Genomic DNA, 18,272 nt, shown 5'->3' with positions numbered 1-18,272 from the left:
CGCCCTCGGGGTCATCGAGCGTGGCACGTGGGATGTTCGCGACGCGGTCGCCGAACAGCCGTGGCTGCCGAACGGTCCGATCCCGGTCACGGTGACCTGGCGCAGTGCGGACGCCCCGAACCGGCCGGGAACGGTCCTGCAATGACCACGGCAGTCGTGGTCGGCGGCGGGCCCAACGGGCTCGCCGCCGGCCTGCAGCTCGCCCGTCACGGGGTGCAGGTCACCGTCCTGGAGGCGGCGGACACCGTGGGCGGCGGGGCGAGGTCCGGTGAACTCGAGGTCCCCGGCCTCATCCACGACTACTGCGCGGCCTTCCACCCGCTCGGCGTGGGCTCCCCGTTCTGGAAGGACGTGGGCCTCGAACGCTACGGCCTGTCGTGGGCGTGGCCGGAGATCGACTGCGCGCACCCGCTCGACGACGGCGACGTGGGACTGCTGTACCGGTCGCTGGAGCAGACCGCGGCCGGACTCGGCGTCGACGAACGCCGCTGGCGGCTGGTCTTCGGCGATCTGGTGTCGGGCTTCGACGAACTGGGCCCGGACCTGTTGCGCCCCCTGGTGAACGTGCCCCGCCACCCGCTGCGGCTCGGCGCCTTCGGGCCACGCGCCCTGCTGCCGGCCACCGTTCTGGCGCGGCTGTTCCGCACCCCCCGGGCCCGGGCGCTGTTCGCCGGTGTCGCAGCCCACGCCTTCACCCGGCTCGACGCGCCGCTGACCGCCTCCCTGGGCCTGATGATCACCGCCAGCGGACACCGTTTCGGCTGGCCGGTCGCCGTGGGCGGCACCGGTGCCATCACCCGCGCCGCGGCGGCGGCGCTCACCGATCTGGGTGCCGTCATCGAGACCGGGGTGAGCGTCACGAACCGCAGGCAGATCCCGGACGCCGACATCGTCATGCTGGATCTTTCTGCGGCCCAGACGCTTTCGCTGTACGGCGACCTGATGCCGGCACGCATCGCGAAGGCCTACGGCAAATACCGGGTCGGCTCCTCGGCCTTCAAGGTCGATTTCGCGATCCGCGGCGACATCGGCTGGCGCAATCCCGAGGCCGGGCGCGCCGGCACGGTGCATCTGGGCGGCGATCTGGCCGAGATCGCGTCGACGGAGAAGCAACGCGCCGCCGGCGTGATGGTGCCGAACCCCTTCGTGCTGGTCGGCCAGCAGTACCTGGCCGACCCGACGCGGAGCAACGGCGAGCTCAACCCGATCTGGGCCTATGCCCACGTCCCGAAGGGCTACGCCGGCGATGCCACCGAGGCGGTCATCGCGCAGATCGAACGCTTCGCGCCGGGGTTCCGCGATCAGATCGTCGCGACGACCTCCCGCGGCACCGTGGCGCTCGAGCAGTACAACCGGAACTACGCGGGCGGCGACATCATCGGCGGCGCCAACAGCGGCCTGCAGATGGTGATGCGGCCGCGGACGGCGATCGATCCGTACCGCACCGGCGTCGACGGTGTGTACCTGTGCTCCCAGGCGGCGCCGCCCGGCGCCGGGATCCACGGCCTGTGCGGTGCGAATGCGGCGAACAGCGCCCTCAAGCGTGCGGGGGTGCAGGTGCGGTGACGCGCGCGCCGAGAGAGCCCACGGACCCGGAGGTGCGGGAGGCACTCGCGGCGGTCGCCGAACGGATGCGTCGATCCGCCGACGAGATGATCGCCGGCATGACCGCGTCGATGACCTCGATCGAGCATCTCGGCGACGACCCGGTGATGGTGGAGCTGCTGCACTCGAGCATCGAAGGCAACATCACGACCATCAATCACGTGCTCGCCAACGACATCCCGCTCGAGCACCTGCAGCCGACCACCGCCGCCGTGGAGTACGCATTGCGGCTGGCCCAGCGGGAGGTGCCGACGGACTCTCTCATGCGCGCCTACCGGGTGGGCGAGTACGAGTACAACGACCTGTGCCTGCGGTATCTCGCCGAGATGGACCTGCCCAGCGGGCTGGCGCTCGCGGTGACGCGACGCATCCTGCAACTGTCCTTCGACTACATCGACTGGATCACCCGCTATGTCTTCCAGGCGTACGAGGAGGAACGGCGGCGGTGGATCGGTGTGGAGGGAACCGCCTTCTCCTCGATGGTCAATCAACTCCTCGAAGCCGCTGCACCGGAGGCCGTCGACGTGACCGGCTTCGAACGGGAGACGCACTACCGGCTCGACCGCACGCATCTGGCGATGATCGTGTGGTCGCAGAGCCCGCAGGTCACGCTCGCCCGGGTGGATGCGGCGGCGCGGGCTCTCGCAAGTTCCCTGCACCCGCCCGGCCCGCCGATCATCGTCGCCTCCGATCGTCACACCATCTGGCTGTGGGTGCCGTTCGGACAGCAGGTTCCGGCCGTCGATTCGGCGGCGCTCACCGGGGCCGCAGCATTGCCCGACGGCGTGCACGCGGCCGTCGGACTCCCAGCCGCCGACGTCGGCGGATTCCAGCGTTCGCACCGGCAGGCACAGGCCGCCTACGAGTTGGCGACCACGATCGGCCGTCCCGGTCCGCCGATCATCGGCTACGGCGACCCCGGCGTGGCCGCCGTCTCGCTGATGACCCGGGATCTGGACTCCACCCGGGCATGGGTGCACGAGTTGCTCGGCCCCCTGGCCGCCGACAGTCCCGGAACCGAAGTGCTGCGCGAGACCTTGTCCGAATACCTCGCGCGCGGCGAGAGTCACGTACACACCGCCAAGGCGATGACGCTGCACCCCAACACCGTCAAGTACCGGATCGGCAAGGCGATGGATGCGCTGCCCGCGCACCATGACCGGATGAATCTCGCGCTCGCCCTGGCCGCCTGTCACTATCTCGGTCCGGCAGTTCTGCAGCGGTGACCACCGCCGCGGCGCGGCGCGGCGCCACCGGCCCGATGCCGGCGATCGACCGGCGGGCCACACTGGACCGATGACGACCTCCGAGACCTGGATCGCCCGCGGCAGCGGCGGGCTCGACGACTTCGCCGTGAGGCCGCTCCCGGTTTCCGCACCGGAACCGGGCGAGATCACCGTGCGGGTGCGGTACGCGGGCGTCAATCCGGCCGACCTGAAGCACGCGATGCGGCCGGGTGATCCGGACCGGTTCCCGATGCCGATCGGCTACGAGATCAGCGGGACGGTCACCGCCGTGGGCCGCGACACCCCGATCGGCTCGGGACCGGTGGCGGTGGGCGACGAAGTGGTGGCCTTCCGCATCCACGGCGGCTACACGCGGGAGATCACGATCGCCGCCCGCGATGCCTTCGCGCGGCCGGTCGGCGCCCCTGCCGATCAGGCGGCCGGGCTGCTGCTGGCCGGCTGCACGGCCGCCGAGCTGCTCGAGCGCTCCGGTGCCCGGCGCGGCGACACGGTGCTGCTGCACGGCGCTTCCGGGGCGGTGGGCGCGATCGCCCTGCAGCTGGCCCGGGCGGCCGGGATCACGGTGGTCGGGACGGCGGGCCCGGACAATCTCGCCGCCGTCCGGCGCTACCACGGAATCGCCGTCCCGTACGGCCCCGGCCTGGCCGGCCGCGTCCGCGAGGCGGCGCCGGGCGGCGTGGTGGCCGCCCTCGACGCCGCCGGCACGGACGAGGCGGTGGCGGCGAGCCTGGAACTGGTGCCCGATCGGGCGCGGATCGTCACCGTCGCCGCAGCACCGGCCGCACGCGAGCACGGCTTCCTCGCATTGGCCGGCACCCGGCCGGCCAGCGCGGCCTTCCGCGACGCCGTCCGGCCTGAACTGATCGCGATGCTCGGCGACGGCCGGCTCGAGGTGCCCGTGGCCGGCATCGTTCCGCTGTCCGGGGCCCGCGAGGCGCTCGAGACGGTCGCGGCCGGCCGGGCCCGCGGCAAGGTGCTGCTCGACGCCCGCGCCGGCGAGTGAGCGGCTGATCGCTAATCCGGCAACCGGGGCGTCTCGTCGGGTGACGGTCGGTGCACCAGCCGGCCGCGGGTGATCGCCTGCCGGCCGTACCGGTCGCGCACCTGGTCGAGCATCCGGTCCAGACCGGCCACGCGGCGATCGGTCGCCTCCGGTGAGGTCCGCGCGGGCTCGCCGTCACCGAAGGTGAAGGTCAGCTGCTCGGCCGCCGCCTCGCCGAGGTTGGTCAGCGACAGCCCGATGAGCGTGCAGCCTCGCCCCCGCAGCAGCGGCATGGCCTCGTCGAGCAGAGCCTCCGCGACGGCGAGCAGCACCGCGGTCGAGTCGGTGGGCCGGCGGACCGAGCGCGAGCGGGTGGCCGTGCCGAAGTCGTCGAAACGCAGCCGCAGGACCACGGTGCGACAGTGCCGCTGGGCCGCTCGCAGCCGGCGGCCCAGACCGTCGACGATCGCCATCAGGACGGCGGCGAGCTCGTCGGGATCTTTGGGTCCGCGGCCGAGGGCGCGCTGGGCGCCGATGGACCGGCGCCGTCGGCGGGTCTGCACCGGCCGCGGGTCGTGCGCGGTGGCCAATGCATACAGATGCCCGCCCGGGCCCGGACCGAGGAGGGCCGACAACCGCTCCTCCCCCAAGTCGGCGAGCTGCCCGACCCTGGTGATGCCGACGGCGACGAGCCGCTGCTCGGTCTTCGCTCCCACTCCCCACAGACTGCGGACCGGCAGCGGGCGGAGGAACTCGAGTTCGGCGTCGGGCGCCACCTCGAGCAGCCCGTCCGGTTTGCCGGCCCCGCTGGCCACCTTGGCGAGGAATTTGGTCCGGGCCACGCCGATGGTGATCGGCAGGCCCACCTCGGCGCGGATCCGGTGCCGCAGCCGCTCGGCGATCTGCACCGGAGTGCCCGCGATGCGGCGCAGGCCGGCCACGTCGAGGAAGGCCTCGTCCACCGAGAGCCCCTCCACCGCCGGGGTGGTGTCCTCGAAGACCGCGAAGACCGCGCGGCTCGCCGCGGTGTACTCCGCGAACCGGGGACTGACGGTGATCGCGCGGCCGCGGCACAGCGCCCGGGCCTGATGGCCGGGCATCGGGGTGCGGACCCCGAGCGCCTTGGCCTCGTAGCTGGCGGCCACCACCACCGAACCGCCGACGAGCACCGGACGCCCGCGCAGCGCGGGATCGTCGCGCTGCTCCACGGAGGCGTAGAACGAGTCGAGATCGGCGTGCAGGATCGAGGCCTCGGTGCGCGGGCGGCCGTCGATCGTCATGGCCCGATGGTCTCACCGGGCTACGACACCGGTGCGAGCTCCGGGATCAGCCGGCGGCCGGCCGCCGGCGGGCCTTGAGGACGACGTCGTTCATGTGGCGCGGTGCGGCGGCGCCGCCGGCCGGGCGGCCGCGTTCGAGCGACTCCAGAATCTGCACCTCCAGCCGGTCGCCGAAGCGTGCGGCGACGGCGGCGGGCTGGACGTACTCGTCGGGGTTGCGGCCGTGCTCCCGGACCGAGGCCTCGTCGTGCGCCACCATCAGCAGGGTGCCGCCGGGTGCGAGCGCCGCGAACAGCCGGTCGAGGACCTCGCCGCGGTCGACCGCGAGCGGGAAGTACTGCAGCGACACCAGGTCGAAGGGTCCGCCCGGCACCGGATCGACGGTGAGGTCGGCCCGGACCCAGTCGATGGTTTCACGTGAATCCATCGCCGCCGCCCGGTCCAGCGCCACCTGCGAGATGTCCACGGCGACCACGGTCCACCCGTGATCGGCGAGCCAACGGGCGTCGGCCCCTTCCCCACTGCCCACATCCAGCGCCCGGCCCGGGGGCAAGGACGCCGCCTCCCGCGCAAGGGCGGGATTGACCTGATCGGTCCACACCCGGGCCTCACTCGAGTACCGCTCATCCCACTCCTGCGCCGAGTGCGGGTGCTGTGCATGGTCGCTGTGCTCGTGGCTCATACACCCCAGGGTATCGCTGAACGGTTCTGCCACTCACCCGATGCGCACGGCGCACGGCGTGCACACTGGATGCATGGCCTTTCCGATCCGCATCGGCATCCAACTCCAGCCGCAGCACGCACCCGACTACTCCCTGATCCGCGACGCCGTCCTGCGCGCCGAAGACCTCGGCGTGGACGTCGTCTTCAACTGGGACCACTTCTATCCGCTCTACGGCGATCCCGACGGTTCGCATTTCGAATGCTGGACGATGCTCGGGGCGTGGGCCGAGCAGACCGAACGCGTCGAGTTCGGCGCCCTGGTCACCTGCAACTCCTACCGCAACCCGGATCTGCTGGCCGACATGGCGCGCACGGTGGACCACATCAGCGGCGGCCGTCTGATCCTGGGCATCGGCGGCGGCTGGTTCCAGCGGGACTACGACGAGTACGGCTACGACTTCGGCACCGCCGGCACCCGGCTCGACGACCTCGGTGCGGCACTCCCCCGCATCACCTCCCGCCTGAATCGGCTCAATCCGGCTCCGCTGCGCCGGATTCCGATCCTCATCGGCGGCAGCGGCGAACGGAAGACCCTGCGGCACGTCGCGACGCACGGCGACATCTGGCACTCGTTCGTCGGCGTCGACAGTTACCGGCACAAGTCCGCAGTGCTGGCGCAGCACTGCGCCGACGTGGGCCGCGATCCGGCCGCCATCGAGCGCTCGGCGGAGATCCGCTACACCGGCGACAAGAACGAGACGCTGCGTTTCGTCGACGCGCTGACCGCCGAGGGCGTCTCGCTGCTGACGGTCTCGGCCGACGGCCCCGACTACGATCTGTCGGCCGCCCGCCTGCTCGTGGACTGGCGCGCCGCGGGCAGCTGATCGCTGCGGCCCGTTCCGCTGCCCGCACCGACTAGATTGGACGTCATGATCTCGGTCCACCGGAAGCCGCGCACGGCCCGTCTGCTCCGGGCATTCCTGCTCACCCTGCTGTCGGCACTGCTGGTGCTGGCCGCCGCTCCCGCCGGCCGGGCCGGCGCGGACGCCCCGATACGCCTGCCGGCGAACCTCGTCGACGCCGCCGCCGTCCTCGATCCCCAGCAGGAGGCATCGGTCGCCAAGGCGATCGACGATCTGAGCAGACGCCACGACATCGACCTGTGGGTGGTGCTGGTCAACGACTTCGGCGGGCTGAGCCCGAGAGACTTCGCCGCCCGGACGGCCGACTTGTCGGAGCTCTCGTATCACGATGTGCTGCTGACCATTTCGACATCGGACCGCACGTACGCCCTGAACGACCCGGAGTCCATCGAGGACCTCAGTCGCAGTGAGCTGGACCGGATCGGCTCGCAGTCGGTGCGCCCGGCCCTCGAGAAGTCGCAGTGGACCGAGGCGATCACCGATACGGCCGGAGCGCTCGGTGACGCCACCGGCGAGTCCTACACCTGGCGGATCGTGCTCGCCGTGGTGGGCGTACTGCTGGTGCTGGCGGTTCTGGCCCTGCTCGTGCTGCGCCGGCGGCCCGGGCGCGACGACGCCGCGGCGGGCCGTCACACCGAACTGACCGTGGACCAGCTCGCCAGCCGCCCGATCGGCGAACTCGAGCCGTGGGCGGCCGAATGCCTGATCGCCACCGACAACGCGGTCTCGGCGAGCGCCGACGAGCTGGCGCTGGCCCGCGCCGAAGCGGGCTCCGGCGCCACCGGCGGCTTCGATGCGGCGCTGCACACCGCCGAGAGCGCCCTGGCCACCTCGTTCCGGCTGCGCCGGCGGCTCGACGAGACCCCGGACCTCACCGAGGACGAACGGCGCACTCTGCTCATCCAGATCATCGCGATGTGCTCGGACGCCGACGCCGCACTCGATGCCCAGGCCACCGCCTTCGACGGCGTCCGCGATCTGCTCGACGACCCGCAGGCCAGGATCACTGCGGTGGAGGCGCGACTGGCCGAGCTCACCGCCCGCTTCGGTTCCGAGGACGGCGAACTGGACGCGCTCGCACCGTGGTCGGACTCCCCGCTCGCGACCTCCGTGACCGGGAATGTGGACCTGGCCCGCGAGCTGAGCGGTTTCGCCGCCGATGCACTGGCCCAGGGCCGCGAGGTGCTCGCCGATGCCGATACCGGCGACTCACCGGCCGCCGCGGCTGTGCGGTCGGCCGAGGCGGCCGTCGATGCGGCCGGGCGGCTGCTCGACGGCGTCGACGACGCCACCAAGAACCTGCGTCGCGCCGCCGACGGCCGCTCCGGCGGTGCCGACACCACGACCGCACTCGAGCAGGCCACCGTCGCGGTGGCCGCGGCCGAGAACTTCCTCGACACCCGCCGCGCGGCCGTCGGCGTGGTCGCCCGCACCGAGCTGTCCGAGGCCGAACGGCTCCTCGACGCGGCCCAGACCGCCGGCTCCCCCGCCGGCGCCGAGGAAGCCGGACGCGCACGCGAGCTGGCCGAACAGGCCCTCGCACACGCCCAGGCCGATGTGACGGCCTGGCTGGCCGGCCCCACGCCCGACGGGGATCTGGCGGCCGTGCTCACCGGCGTACTCGTCGACGCGGTGGTCACCGAGGAGGACGCGGCCACGGCGCAGTGGGCGCGCGGCTACACCAGCGGCGGCCGCAGTCCCGTCTCGTTCGGCGGGCCGGAGACCGGCGGACGGATCGGCACCGGCGGCCGGCACTGACCACCCGCTGACACCACCCGCTGACACCACTGCCCGCTCGTCACCGAGCACGCTGACACCCAGGTTCTCGGGTTTCCCGGTTCTCAGCTTCTGGGCATTGGATTGTGGCCGATTGTTATTTAGGCATTCTAACTATTAGAATGCCTATGTGAGTGATTCCGAGGATCTCCAGACGATCACCGGCCTGCGCCGGTGGCTGACCCGCCTGTACCTGTCACTGCGGCGCCACTCTCCCACCCCCGGGGTCACCGCGGCGCACGCCGCGGCGGTGACCACCCTGTTCGATCACGGTCCGATGCGGATGGGCGAATTCGCCCAGCGCGAATCCATCCGGATGCCGTCGGCCACCACCCTGATCGAGAACCTGGTGGGCAAGGGCTTCGTCGCCCGCCATCCCGATCCCGACGACCGGCGCGCGGTGCTGATCGAACTCACCCCGGCCGGCCGGGCAGCCGTCGAGGAGACGCAGGTCCAGCGCGATGCCACGCTGACCGCCGCCTTCGAGTCCCTCACCCCAGAACACAAATCCGCACTCGCGGCAGCCGTCCCCGCACTGCAGGCCCTGCACGCACGATTGGAGAACCATGAGTAGTGACCACTCTTTGAGCTCAGCGATCAAGGGCCAGCCCCGCACCGTCTGGATCACCGCCTTCGCCGCGGTCGTCGCCTTCATGGGCATCGGCCTGGTGGACCCGATCCTGCACACCATCGCCGAAGCCCTCGATGCGCCGCCGAACAAACTGACCCTGCTCTTCGGCGTCTATCTCGGCGTCCAGGTACTCGCCATGCTGCTCACCGGTGTGGCTGCGTACCGGTTCGGCCCCAAGCGCACCCTGGTCACCGGCCTGATCTGCATCGTGATCGCCGCCGGGGTGTCCACCTTCGCTTCCGACATCGACCAGCTCATCGCCCTGCGCGTGATCTGGGGCCTGGGCAATGCCCTGTTCATCGCCACCGCGCTCGCCTTCATCGTCGGCCAGGCCCGGGGCGGCCAGCAGGGCGCCATCCTGCTCTACGAGGCGGCCCTGGGCATCGGTCTGGCCGTCGGCCCGCTGCTCGGCGCTCTGCTCGGCGAATGGTCCTGGCGCGCACCGTTCGGCGGCACTGCGCTGCTCATGCTCGCCGGAGCCATCCTCTGCGCCGTCATGCTGCCGCCGGACGGGCCGATCTCCGACCGGCCCAAGGTCACCCTGCTCGATCCGCTCAAAGCGCTGCGCAACCGCAACCTGGCCATCAACTCGCTGGCGTCGGCCTTCTACACCGGCGCGCTGTTCACCGTGATCGCCTGGGCCCCGATCGCCATGGGGATGCGGCCGATCAACGCCGGCATGGTGTTCTTCGCCTGGGGCGTGCTCACCGCCCTGGCCGGGGTGTTCCTGGCTCCGGGCATCGCCCGGGCGGTGGGCGATCGCGGTGGCGTGATCGGCGCGATCACCGCCTACGCCGTGGTGATGGCCCTCGCCGGCGTGGGGGTGGCCATCGACCAGGTCTGGCTGATCTGTCTGGCCGTGGCTCTGTCGGGCATCCCGTCCGGTGTGCTCAACACCCTGTTCACCGGAGTCGCCATGTCGGCCGTCGACGCCGGCACGCCGCGCTCGGTGGCCAGCGCCGGTTACAGCTTCCTGCGCTGGATGGGCGGCGCGATCTCGGCCATCCTGGTGGCCTACCTGGCCGACTGGTTCGGCGCCCCGGCGCCGTTCTGGTTCGCCGTCGGCTACTGCGCGCTCGCCGTCGTGGCGCTGCTCGTCGCACACGGCCGGCCGTCGCGGGCGCTGCCGGCCGACGCCGTCCTGGTGGGCGCGGAGGAGTTCTGACCGCGATCCCGGCGTAGCGTGTGGGTCCATGCCCACTGCCCTCATCACCGGCGCCGGCCGAGGCCTCGGCGCCCACATCGCCCGGGCCCTGCAGCCCAGCCACGATCTGATCCTCGGCGGCCGCGGATCGTCGTCGCTCGACGGCCTCGCGTCGAGCCTCGATGGCGCGGTGACCCTGCCGGTGGACCTGACCGACGACGACGCCGTCGCTGCGGCCGTCGAGACGATCGACGAACTCGACGTCCTGGTGCACAGTGCCGGCATCGCCTCGAGCCTCGAACCGGTCAGCGAGACCCCGGCCGACGAGTGGCGGGCGCTGCTCGAGATCAATGTGGTGGCCGCCGCCGAGCTGACCCGGCTCCTGCTGCCGGCACTGCGGTCCCGGGGCGGACATGTCGTCTTCATCAACTCCGGGGCCGGCCGCAACGTCCGGCCGGGCTGGACGCCCTATGCCGCAAGCAAATTCGCCTTGCGGGCGCTCGCCGACGGCCTGCGCGCCGAAGAGCCCAGTCTCCGTGTCACCTCGGTCTTTCCCGGCCGTATCGACACCGACATGCAGCGTGAGATCGTCGCCCGTGAAGGCGGCGTCTACGATCCCGCCCGCTACCTGCGGCCGGAGAGCGTCGCCGCTGCTGTGGCGCAGGCGATCGCCGCTCCCGCCGACGCCCATCCCACCGAGATCGTGTTGCGCCCGCGCTGACACGCCGCCCTTCCCTCACTCGGCACAGGTTGCTACAGTCCCGTAGGAAATCAATTCCTACGCCAGTGAATAATATGGCAGACCGAGGAGTTCGGCATGCAGGATCGACCCGCCCTGGAACTCACCCGACCCACCCTGCGCGAGACGGACTACGGCTTCTTCGGGCCGGACTCGCCCACCTGGAAGGTCTGGACGCACCCCACCGCACTCATCGGCTTCCAGCGCGCGGTGACCCTGGAGCACTTCGACCCCGGCCTCACCGCCGCCGTCGCCGATCTCGGCGGGATCTACAGTGATCCGCGCGGCCGCCTCGACCACACCTTCGCCTACTTCCTGATCGCCGCCGTCGGCGACGGTCGGACCGCGGTCTCGGCCGCCGATCACCTCCTGCGGGTGCACGCCCAGTCCACCGGAATCGAGCCGATCAGCGGCAAGCGCTACAGCGCCAACAACCCCGCCTCGCAGCTGTGGATCCATATCACCGGATGGCATTCGGTCCTCAAGTGCTACGAGGTCTTCGGCCCCGGACCCCTCGATCCGGATGAGGAGCAGCAGTTCTGGGCCGAGTGCGTGATCGCTGCGGGCCTGCAGACCTGCCGGGAGGCGGAGGTACCCACCTCCCGCGCCGAGGTCCGCGAGTACTTCGCGCAGGTCCGGCCCACCCTGTGCGTCTCCGAGCGCGCCCGCCGAGGCATGCACTACCTGCTGTACACACCTCGCGATCGGGGCCTGACGCTGTGGGCCGGCGCGCGCGCCGTGGCGCCCGCGGCCGTCGCCACCCTTCCCCGCTGGATGCGTGAACTGGGCGGCTTCGACCAGCCCCGCCTGCTCGAGGCCGGCTACATCCCCGCCGCCCAAGCCCTGATGCGACTGGCCGGTGCACGCCCCGAGCTGCTCGAGCAGCTGCTGCCGCGGCTGATCGGTCCGATGACCGCCGACCTGTACCGCCAGCACCGCCGTGGCGGAGTTCCGCAGAATCCGGCCACGGTCTCGGTGGCGCAGGCCCGTGAGCGATACGCTGAACAGCGGACCCCGGCATGATGCCGGGGTCCGCCCGCCACCCGTAGAACGAAAGGTCCCGGTGCCCGAGTCGACCCGTCCGGCACGCCCCCGTGCCGAACACCTCGGACCCGCCCGGCGCCGGCCGCAGATCCTCGACACCGCCCTGCAGATCGCCTGCGACGAAGGCATCTCCGCGGTCACGGTGGCCGCCGTGGCCGCCCGTCTGGAGGTGACCCGGCCGGTCGTCTACTCGTGCTTCCCCGGACGCACCGAGATCCTGTCCGCGTTGATCGACCGCGAGGAGATGTACCTCGGGCAGGCGATGGCCGAAATCCTGCAGAAGCGCCGGGTCAACGCCGACGAGGACGTCTTCATCGAGGGCTTCCAGGTGTTGCTCGCCGCGGCCGCGCACCGGCCGGAGTCGTGGAAACTGCTCTACGGCGACCCCGACACCGAGGTCATCGACCTCTTCGGCCGCGGCCGGGCGATGATCGTGGACCGCTGCGCCACGCTGTTGCGGCCGACCCTCGAGGTCTGGGGCACCGACCACCCCGATGTGAAACTGCCGATCCTCGTGGATCTGTGGGTCAGTGCCGGCGAAAGCGCAGTCCGCACCCTCCTCGGCCTCGACGGCGTCCCCCGCACACAACTCGATCCCGAGGAACTCGGCCGGCTCGTGGGCGCCGCGGTCTACCGCGCATTGCGCGACGCCTGACCCGGGCGGAGAGCGACGAAGGCGGGCCCCTAGAGCTGTTTGAGGTCGGACTGCTGCCAGACCGCCCGCATCGACACGATCTTGCCCTCGGCATCGAAGACCATGATGTCGACCGGGGTGATCTCGAAGGACATGCCTGCGGTACCGGTGACCAGCGTGAACTCGAAGACGGCGGTGTCGCCGGCGATCTTGGACCACGCGAGCGTCGCACGCCGGTCGTCCATCCCGGTGATGACCCCGTAGAACTCGACCAGTTCCTCGCGGGTGCTGCGGATCGGAGCGCCGATCGGGTCCTCGACGGTGGCGCCGTCGGCGTACAGATCGGCGATCTGCTCGGCGGTGCCGGTGGTCAGGTATTCGATGTAGGACTCGACGACGGCGGTGATCTGCTCGGTGCTGGGCGTGGCGATCGGCTCGGTGGTCATGGGTTCTCCTGTTCAGGCGGATCTCGCCCGGCTGCCCGGGGCAAAGTAGAACGTGTTCTAGTCGCACGATAGCAGGCGCACGGCGGCCCGTCGGGAGGTTTTCCGGGAGCAGGCGGGCGTCGCCCGTCGGACGTCCGCGGGTGCGGCCGAGCCCAACGGCTACCCTGCAGGGGTGCGCCATCAGGAACTTCCCGCCGACGAATGCCGTGAGGTGCTCGCCGCCGGCCCCAGCGCAGACCACTCCGGCGGACGCGTGCTGCGGACGGGATCCTGACCGGTGCCGCGCGCCACGAACCTCGTCCACCTCGGCGACACCTCGTTCCGTCGCAAGGAGGTCATCGCCGACTACCAGGCCGCACTCGGAGTGCTGCGCCGCTGGCGAGTGGACGACCGCCGCTGGGAGCGCAATCCGGCACTGCAGGGCGAGTTCTACGATCTGCTGCGCGCCGAGGCCCCCGAGGCCTTCGGGCGCGGCGGCGGACCGATCTCCGGCCCAGACGCGCAGAAGCGGGCCCGGACCTACACCAATGCCCTGCTCAAACTGGGGCTGGTGGACGACGAGCGCCGGCCGACCGCTCTGGGCACCATGTTCGCCACCGGTTCGGACCGCACGGCCGATCGCTTCGACCGGCTCTGCCACCTCACACCCGAGAACTCCGCCGTGCTGCGCGGCGTGCTCTCCTACACCGAACCCACCGACGACGGCGTCTTCTTCCCGGTCCGTCTACTGCTGCGCGTGCTGAACAGAATCGGCCGGCTCAGCACCGAAGAGTTCGCGACGGTCTTCATCGCCGGTCCCCGTGACCTGGGCGCCGACGCGGACCTGCTCGCCGGCACCGTCGAACGGATGCGCAGCAGCGCACTCGATCGGGGCAGCGCCCTCGCCGCAGGCAGCGAGCTCTCCCCCGCCGAGGCCGAGTTCGTCGCGACCGGCATCGTCGACGGAGAGTCGTTCCCCAACCGCAAGGGCAACACCTACGTGGAGCGCTACCGGGTCTTCGTCGAGGCGCTCTCCGCTTTCCGGGAGCACCCCGACCGGCAGAGCCTCGCCGCGCTCCGCCGGGCGGTCCACGACGGCGCCGGGACGGTCCGCGGGCGCTTCGAACCGGGCAGGTATCTGCCCGAACTGCGATCGAAGACCGCTACCCCGCAACAGATTCACGACCAGGCCGGCTACCCCGGCTTTCACGGCGACGACGCCGACTTCCGCCGCGGACTGCTCAGGATCGCCGCCGATGGCCGGACGTCGGCGCTGGTGGGCGAGTATCTGGACAACAACCTGAGAATCCTCACCGCCACCGGTGTGCTGTCGGTGGCCGACGACCAGGTGAGCGTGGGATCCGCCTATGCCGCAGCCTTCTTCCGGATGGTCGACGACCAGCTGGCCGTGCATGCGGTGAGCCCGCCGGCCCCCGCCGCCCGCGCGATCGGTCTGGTCGACCTCTTCGGCGAGAGCGCCATCGCGCGCACCGACGCCGCGATCTCCGCCGACTACGGCATCGCACCCGACGCCGTTCAGGCATTCGTCGACGCACTGGACCTGCAACGCTTCGATGCCATCGTCTCCGCGGCCTTCCCACCCGAGCGGGTGCTGGCACACCTGCAGCGGATCGCCGAGGACTATCCCGATCCCCGGCTCGCAGACGCACTGGACGCCGCGGGCCTGGGCAAGACGACGGTACCGTGCGCCTACGAGTATCTGGTCGGCCTCAGCTGCTACTACGCCTCGGGCCGCTCGTTCGATCCGCGTGCGGCCCTGGGACTCTCGCTTGACGGCGACTTCCTGCCGATCAGCCACGCCCCGGGCGGCCGAGGCGACATCGAGTTCGAGCACGGCGGCCGGCTGGTGCTGGTGGAAGTGACCCTGATGGATCCGGGGACGCAGCGTCGCGGCGAGCTCGAGCCGGTGCTCCGGCACGCGGTGAATCTGAGCTGCGAGCGTCCGGAGCTGTCGGTGCTCACACTCTTCATCGCCAACGAGGTGGACCCGAACGTGGCGCGGATCTTCGGCTTCGCCCGGCTGATGGAGATGACGCCGACAGACGGCGGCATCGGCACCGCCCGTCCGGTGATCGTCTCACTGAGCACCCGCGACTGGATTGAGATCGCCGGTGCGGCAACTGATCTGACACCGATCCTCGACGCCGTCGCCGATGAGGGCGAGCACCGTGACGTGGAGCATCTCAACGGAGATTGGAATGCACAGTTGGCGGCGCGGCTCAGATCCCTCGTGCACTGACCGTTCTCGCGGAGATTCGGCGGCCGGTGTCACTGCGGGGTGGACCAGTTGGTGATCAGCACCTCCCGGGAGGCGTTGCGGTCCTTGCGGTGGTACGAGGAGTTGGCATAACTGTAGTCCAGGGTATGCACGGCGAAGCCGTGGCCGGACGCCCAGTCGATCAGTTGATCGTGCTCGGAGCCCTTGTGACTGAGCACATTCGAGAGACCGAAGGTACCGCCCCGGGCGGCGAATCCGGCGAGCGCGTCGAGCAGGTCGGTCTCGTCGTCGGCGGTCCAGGCGTTCTGCTCGTTGTACGGCGCGGTGCCCAGGATGTAGGGCGGATCGCAGTAGACCAGGTCCGTCGTCTCGAGTTTGCCGAAGACGTCCCGGAAGTCGAGGGTCCACAGTTCCGGGGCCAGCTCGTGCATCCGCGCGACCGTGTCGAAGAGGTTCTTGCGCACCCGGCCGTTGAAGTCGCGCTTGCCCACCGGCATGTTGAACTCGCCGCGCCGGTTGTACCGGATCTGATTGTTGAAGCCGAAGACGACCAGAGTGAAGAAGACGAAGGGCCGCAACCGATCTGCGTTGTCCATCCGGTTGAAGTGATCGCGCAGCGCCAGATACCCGGCCTTGTTCACCCGGCCCAGCCCGTTGGACGAATTGGCGCCGTACGCGGCGTACCCGTGCCGGCTGCTGTCCGAGAGCCCGTACCGGTCGACGAGCTTCTCCACCTCGTCGACGATCTGCGCGTGCGGCACGTCCCGGAACAACTGCGCCAGCGCCACCACGTCGGTCTGGACGTCGTTGAGCACCGCCTGCGGGAAGCCCGCGTTCATGCCGACGGTCATACTGCCGCCGAAGACGTCCACGAACCGGGTGTGCCGGGCCGACGGCGGCGGGAGCAACGGCATGATCTCGGTGACCAGCCGCTTCTTGTTCCCGGTGTAATTCAGCGGCGAGCGCACCTGCGGGCGATCGGTGCTGGGCGCGACCGCATCGGTTGCGGCGGCGTTCATCGCACGGCGCGGAGCCGAACCCTTCGGCGCACCGGATCTGCCCACCCGGCAGACGAAGAGGCGTTCGACGATCTCGCCGATACCCGAACGGCCGGTGGTGAACTCGCGGTGGGGCACGTCCACGATCTGCACCTCGCCCCGCCGGGAGAGGATCTCGACGATGTCATCGTCGGTCAGCCGCGCGGCCGAACGGGAGTTCCCGCGTTCACCGGTGTCGTTGTAGGACATGACGATCGTCGCCGCATCGACCGATTCGATGAGATCGCTGAAGGCCGGTACGGCTCGGGTGGTGCAGTAGTCGCTCTTGAGGTGACGGCGGTCCATCTTGCGCGCCTTGTACTGGACGGGCCCCTTGTTCCAGTCCGTCACGTTGTCGAGCACGTGGTAGAGGTCGCCGTACTGCCGTGAGTTATAGGGCGGATCGATGTAGACCAGATCCCACCGGCCCTCACGGACCAGCTCGTTGGCATCGCGCCGGGTGATCCGGTGCCCGGCCTCGTAGGTCTCCTCCACGGGCAGACCGAACCGCAACCGGGCCTGCTCCCCCGCCGCACCCACCCGGTACGCGTCGTAGTGCCCGACGGTGGCCGCCGCCTTGTCCATGCCGTAGAGCAGGCTGGTGATCAGTACCGCGCGCTCGCGCTCGTCGATCGTGCCGGCGGCGTGCCAGCCCTCGATGCTCTCGCGATAGTGCCCGATGAGGCGGCAGTTGGCCTCGTGGAAGTAGCTGTCGGCGAAGGTCTGCGAGAAGTAGTTCTCCTCGAGCCGGTCCGGATCGGTCTCGTTGATCGACTCGACCAGATCGGCGAGCAGCTCGCGCCGGACGGCTCCGTCTCCGAAGAAGGCCCGGTAGACGGTGGTGTTGGAGGACAGAAGATCGTTGAAGGTCACGGCCATCCCGGCGCGGGCCAGCGACTGCCCCACCATGCCGGTGCCGGCGAACAGGTCCGCCGCGGTGGCCGGGCGCTCGTCGAGGGTGTCGATCACCTCGGCGATGACCGGCAGGACCAGCCGTTTAGAGCCCAGGTAGCGTCGGTTGCGGAGCTCAAAAGTATGCATGACCTGCTACTTCACCTTCCAGCACCGCTGTCGCCCGGATTCTGTCGCGGCAGCATTTCTGTTTCTGCATCTTCCGGCAGAACCGTAGCACCCGGCTCGGACATCACGGCCTCTGACACAGCGCGGAACGGACCCGGGACATGCGCAGGGGCGGCAGTCCGCTGGTCCCGGTCTGCCGCCCCACGGCCTCACGGGCGCGCCGCGCCCGTGAGGTTCAGCCTCGCGTACTCACTTCAGATCGGCGCTGGACTTGCCCAGGATCCGGCGGGCGATGATCAGCTGCTGGATCTGCTGGGTGCCCTCGAAGATGTCGAGGATCTTCGAATCCCGGGCCCACTTCTCCAGCAGCTGCGTCTCCGAGTAGCCGACGGTGGCCGCCAGTTCGACGGCCTTGTTGGTCAGCTCGGTCACCGTGCGACCGGCCTTGGCCTTGGACATCGAGGCCTCGGCGGAGTTCGGCAGCTTGTTGTCGGCCATCCACGCCGCCCGCAAGGTCAGCATCCAGGACGCCTCCCAGTCGGACTCGAGCCGCAGGTACTCCGCGACGGCGGCGTGCTGGGCCGCGGCCGGCCGGTCGTAGTCCACCGGATGGCCGGCCTCCTCGAGCATCGCGCGCAGCACCTCGAGGGCGGCCCGGCCCAGTCCGACCGCCATCGCGGCGACCAGCGGACGGGTGTTGTCGAAGGTCTGCATCACCCCGCCGAAACCCTTTTTGACGTTGATCTCCGGGGTGCCCAGCAGGTTCTCCGCCGGCACCCGGGCGTTGTCGAAGCGCACCACCGCGGTGTCGGAGGCCTTGATGCCGAGCTTGTGCTCGAGGCGGACCACGGTGACGCCGTCGGCGTTCATCGGCACCACGAAG

At 70.6% G+C, this 18,272-nt stretch carries 17 protein-coding genes; 12 read left to right on the top strand and 5 right to left on the bottom strand.

Going from position 1 to position 18,272, the window contains the following annotated elements; translation table 11 throughout:
* The 4 genes from ACJMNC_RS14790 to ACJMNC_RS14775 all read left to right on the top strand — a co-directional run.
* On the top strand, positions 1–145 hold a 145-nt coding region (locus ACJMNC_RS14790; protein WP_408948814.1), incomplete at its 5' end, for a DUF3556 domain-containing protein.
* Positions 142–1,566: a phytoene desaturase family protein gene (locus ACJMNC_RS14785; RefSeq protein WP_408948729.1), complete on the top strand. Its 1,425-nt coding sequence runs from the start codon at positions 142–144 to the stop codon at positions 1,564–1,566. The genes ACJMNC_RS14790 and ACJMNC_RS14785, both read left to right, overlap by 4 nt.
* Before the next feature lie 32 nt (positions 1,567–1,598).
* Positions 1,599–2,831, top strand: a complete 1,233-nt coding sequence (locus ACJMNC_RS14780) for a PucR family transcriptional regulator (protein ID WP_408948728.1) — start codon at positions 1,599–1,601, stop codon at positions 2,829–2,831.
* Between the two features lie 70 nt (positions 2,832–2,901).
* The gene (locus ACJMNC_RS14775; RefSeq protein ID WP_408948727.1) at positions 2,902–3,855 is read left to right on the top strand and encodes an NADP-dependent oxidoreductase; all 954 of its coding nucleotides are present in this window, start codon (positions 2,902–2,904) and stop codon (positions 3,853–3,855) included.
* Between the two features lie 11 nt (positions 3,856–3,866).
* Here ACJMNC_RS14775 and dinB read toward each other — a convergent pair whose 3' ends face one another.
* Positions 3,867–5,114, bottom strand: coding sequence for a DNA polymerase IV (gene dinB / locus ACJMNC_RS14770; RefSeq protein WP_408948726.1), 1,248 nt, complete (start codon positions 5,112–5,114; stop codon positions 3,867–3,869).
* A 46-nt stretch (positions 5,115–5,160) separates the two neighbouring features.
* Positions 5,161–5,796, bottom strand: a complete 636-nt coding sequence (locus ACJMNC_RS14765; protein ID WP_408948725.1) for a class I SAM-dependent methyltransferase — start codon at positions 5,794–5,796, stop codon at positions 5,161–5,163.
* 73 nt (positions 5,797–5,869) lie between these two features.
* Between ACJMNC_RS14765 and ACJMNC_RS14760 the strand changes: the two genes are divergently transcribed.
* From ACJMNC_RS14760 to ACJMNC_RS14730, 7 genes are all read left to right on the top strand, one after another.
* Complete coding sequence (locus ACJMNC_RS14760; protein WP_408948724.1) at positions 5,870–6,661, top strand: LLM class F420-dependent oxidoreductase; 792 nt, start codon at positions 5,870–5,872, stop codon at positions 6,659–6,661.
* A 45-nt stretch (positions 6,662–6,706) separates the two neighbouring features.
* Positions 6,707–8,458: a TPM domain-containing protein gene (locus ACJMNC_RS14755; RefSeq protein WP_408948723.1), complete on the top strand. Its 1,752-nt coding sequence runs from the start codon at positions 6,707–6,709 to the stop codon at positions 8,456–8,458.
* A gap of 148 nt (positions 8,459–8,606) precedes the next feature.
* Entirely contained in the window at positions 8,607–9,050 is a 444-nt protein-coding gene (locus ACJMNC_RS14750) for a MarR family winged helix-turn-helix transcriptional regulator (protein ID WP_408948722.1), read from the top strand.
* A complete protein-coding gene (locus ACJMNC_RS14745) occupies positions 9,043–10,272 on the top strand; it encodes an MFS transporter (RefSeq protein WP_408948721.1) in 1,230 nt (409 codons plus the stop codon). The genes ACJMNC_RS14750 and ACJMNC_RS14745 overlap by 8 nt, the downstream gene beginning before the upstream one ends.
* Positions 10,273–10,300: 28 nt before the next feature.
* Complete coding sequence (locus ACJMNC_RS14740; RefSeq protein WP_408948720.1) at positions 10,301–10,972, top strand: SDR family oxidoreductase; 672 nt, start codon at positions 10,301–10,303, stop codon at positions 10,970–10,972.
* Positions 10,973–11,068: 96 nt separating this feature from the next.
* Positions 11,069–12,013: an oxygenase MpaB family protein gene (locus ACJMNC_RS14735; protein WP_408948719.1), complete on the top strand. Its 945-nt coding sequence runs from the start codon at positions 11,069–11,071 to the stop codon at positions 12,011–12,013.
* A 40-nt stretch (positions 12,014–12,053) separates the two neighbouring features.
* Positions 12,054–12,689 (top strand): TetR/AcrR family transcriptional regulator, encoded by a 636-nt coding sequence (locus tag ACJMNC_RS14730; RefSeq protein WP_408948718.1) that lies wholly within the window; start codon positions 12,054–12,056, stop codon positions 12,687–12,689.
* A gap of 29 nt (positions 12,690–12,718) precedes the next feature.
* On the opposite strand, the gene ACJMNC_RS14725 is transcribed toward ACJMNC_RS14730, so the two are convergent.
* The gene (locus ACJMNC_RS14725) at positions 12,719–13,114 is read right to left on the bottom strand and encodes a nuclear transport factor 2 family protein (RefSeq protein WP_408948717.1); all 396 of its coding nucleotides are present in this window, start codon (positions 13,112–13,114) and stop codon (positions 12,719–12,721) included.
* Between the two features lie 277 nt (positions 13,115–13,391).
* On the opposite strand from ACJMNC_RS14725, the gene ACJMNC_RS14720 reads away from it, so the two are divergent.
* Entirely contained in the window at positions 13,392–15,353 is a 1,962-nt protein-coding gene (locus ACJMNC_RS14720) for an AlwI family type II restriction endonuclease (RefSeq protein ID WP_408948716.1), read from the top strand.
* Positions 15,354–15,382: 29 nt separating this feature from the next.
* Here ACJMNC_RS14720 and ACJMNC_RS14715 read toward each other — a convergent pair whose 3' ends face one another.
* Both ACJMNC_RS14715 and ACJMNC_RS14710 read right to left on the bottom strand, forming a co-directional pair.
* A complete protein-coding gene (locus ACJMNC_RS14715) occupies positions 15,383–17,410 on the bottom strand; it encodes a Dam family site-specific DNA-(adenine-N6)-methyltransferase (RefSeq protein WP_408948715.1) in 2,028 nt (675 codons plus the stop codon).
* 228 nt (positions 17,411–17,638) lie between these two features.
* Positions 17,639–18,272 (bottom strand): acyl-CoA dehydrogenase family protein (locus tag ACJMNC_RS14710; protein WP_408948714.1); only part of this gene is annotated, 634 nt, incomplete at its 5' end.

The sequence above is a fragment of the Gordonia sp. VNK21 genome, from assembly GCF_046098115.1.
Classification (GTDB): Bacteria; Actinomycetota; Actinomycetes; order Mycobacteriales; family Mycobacteriaceae; genus Gordonia.
Note: the sequence above shows the minus strand (reverse complement) of the source record. Positions and strands in the feature narration are given on the sequence as shown.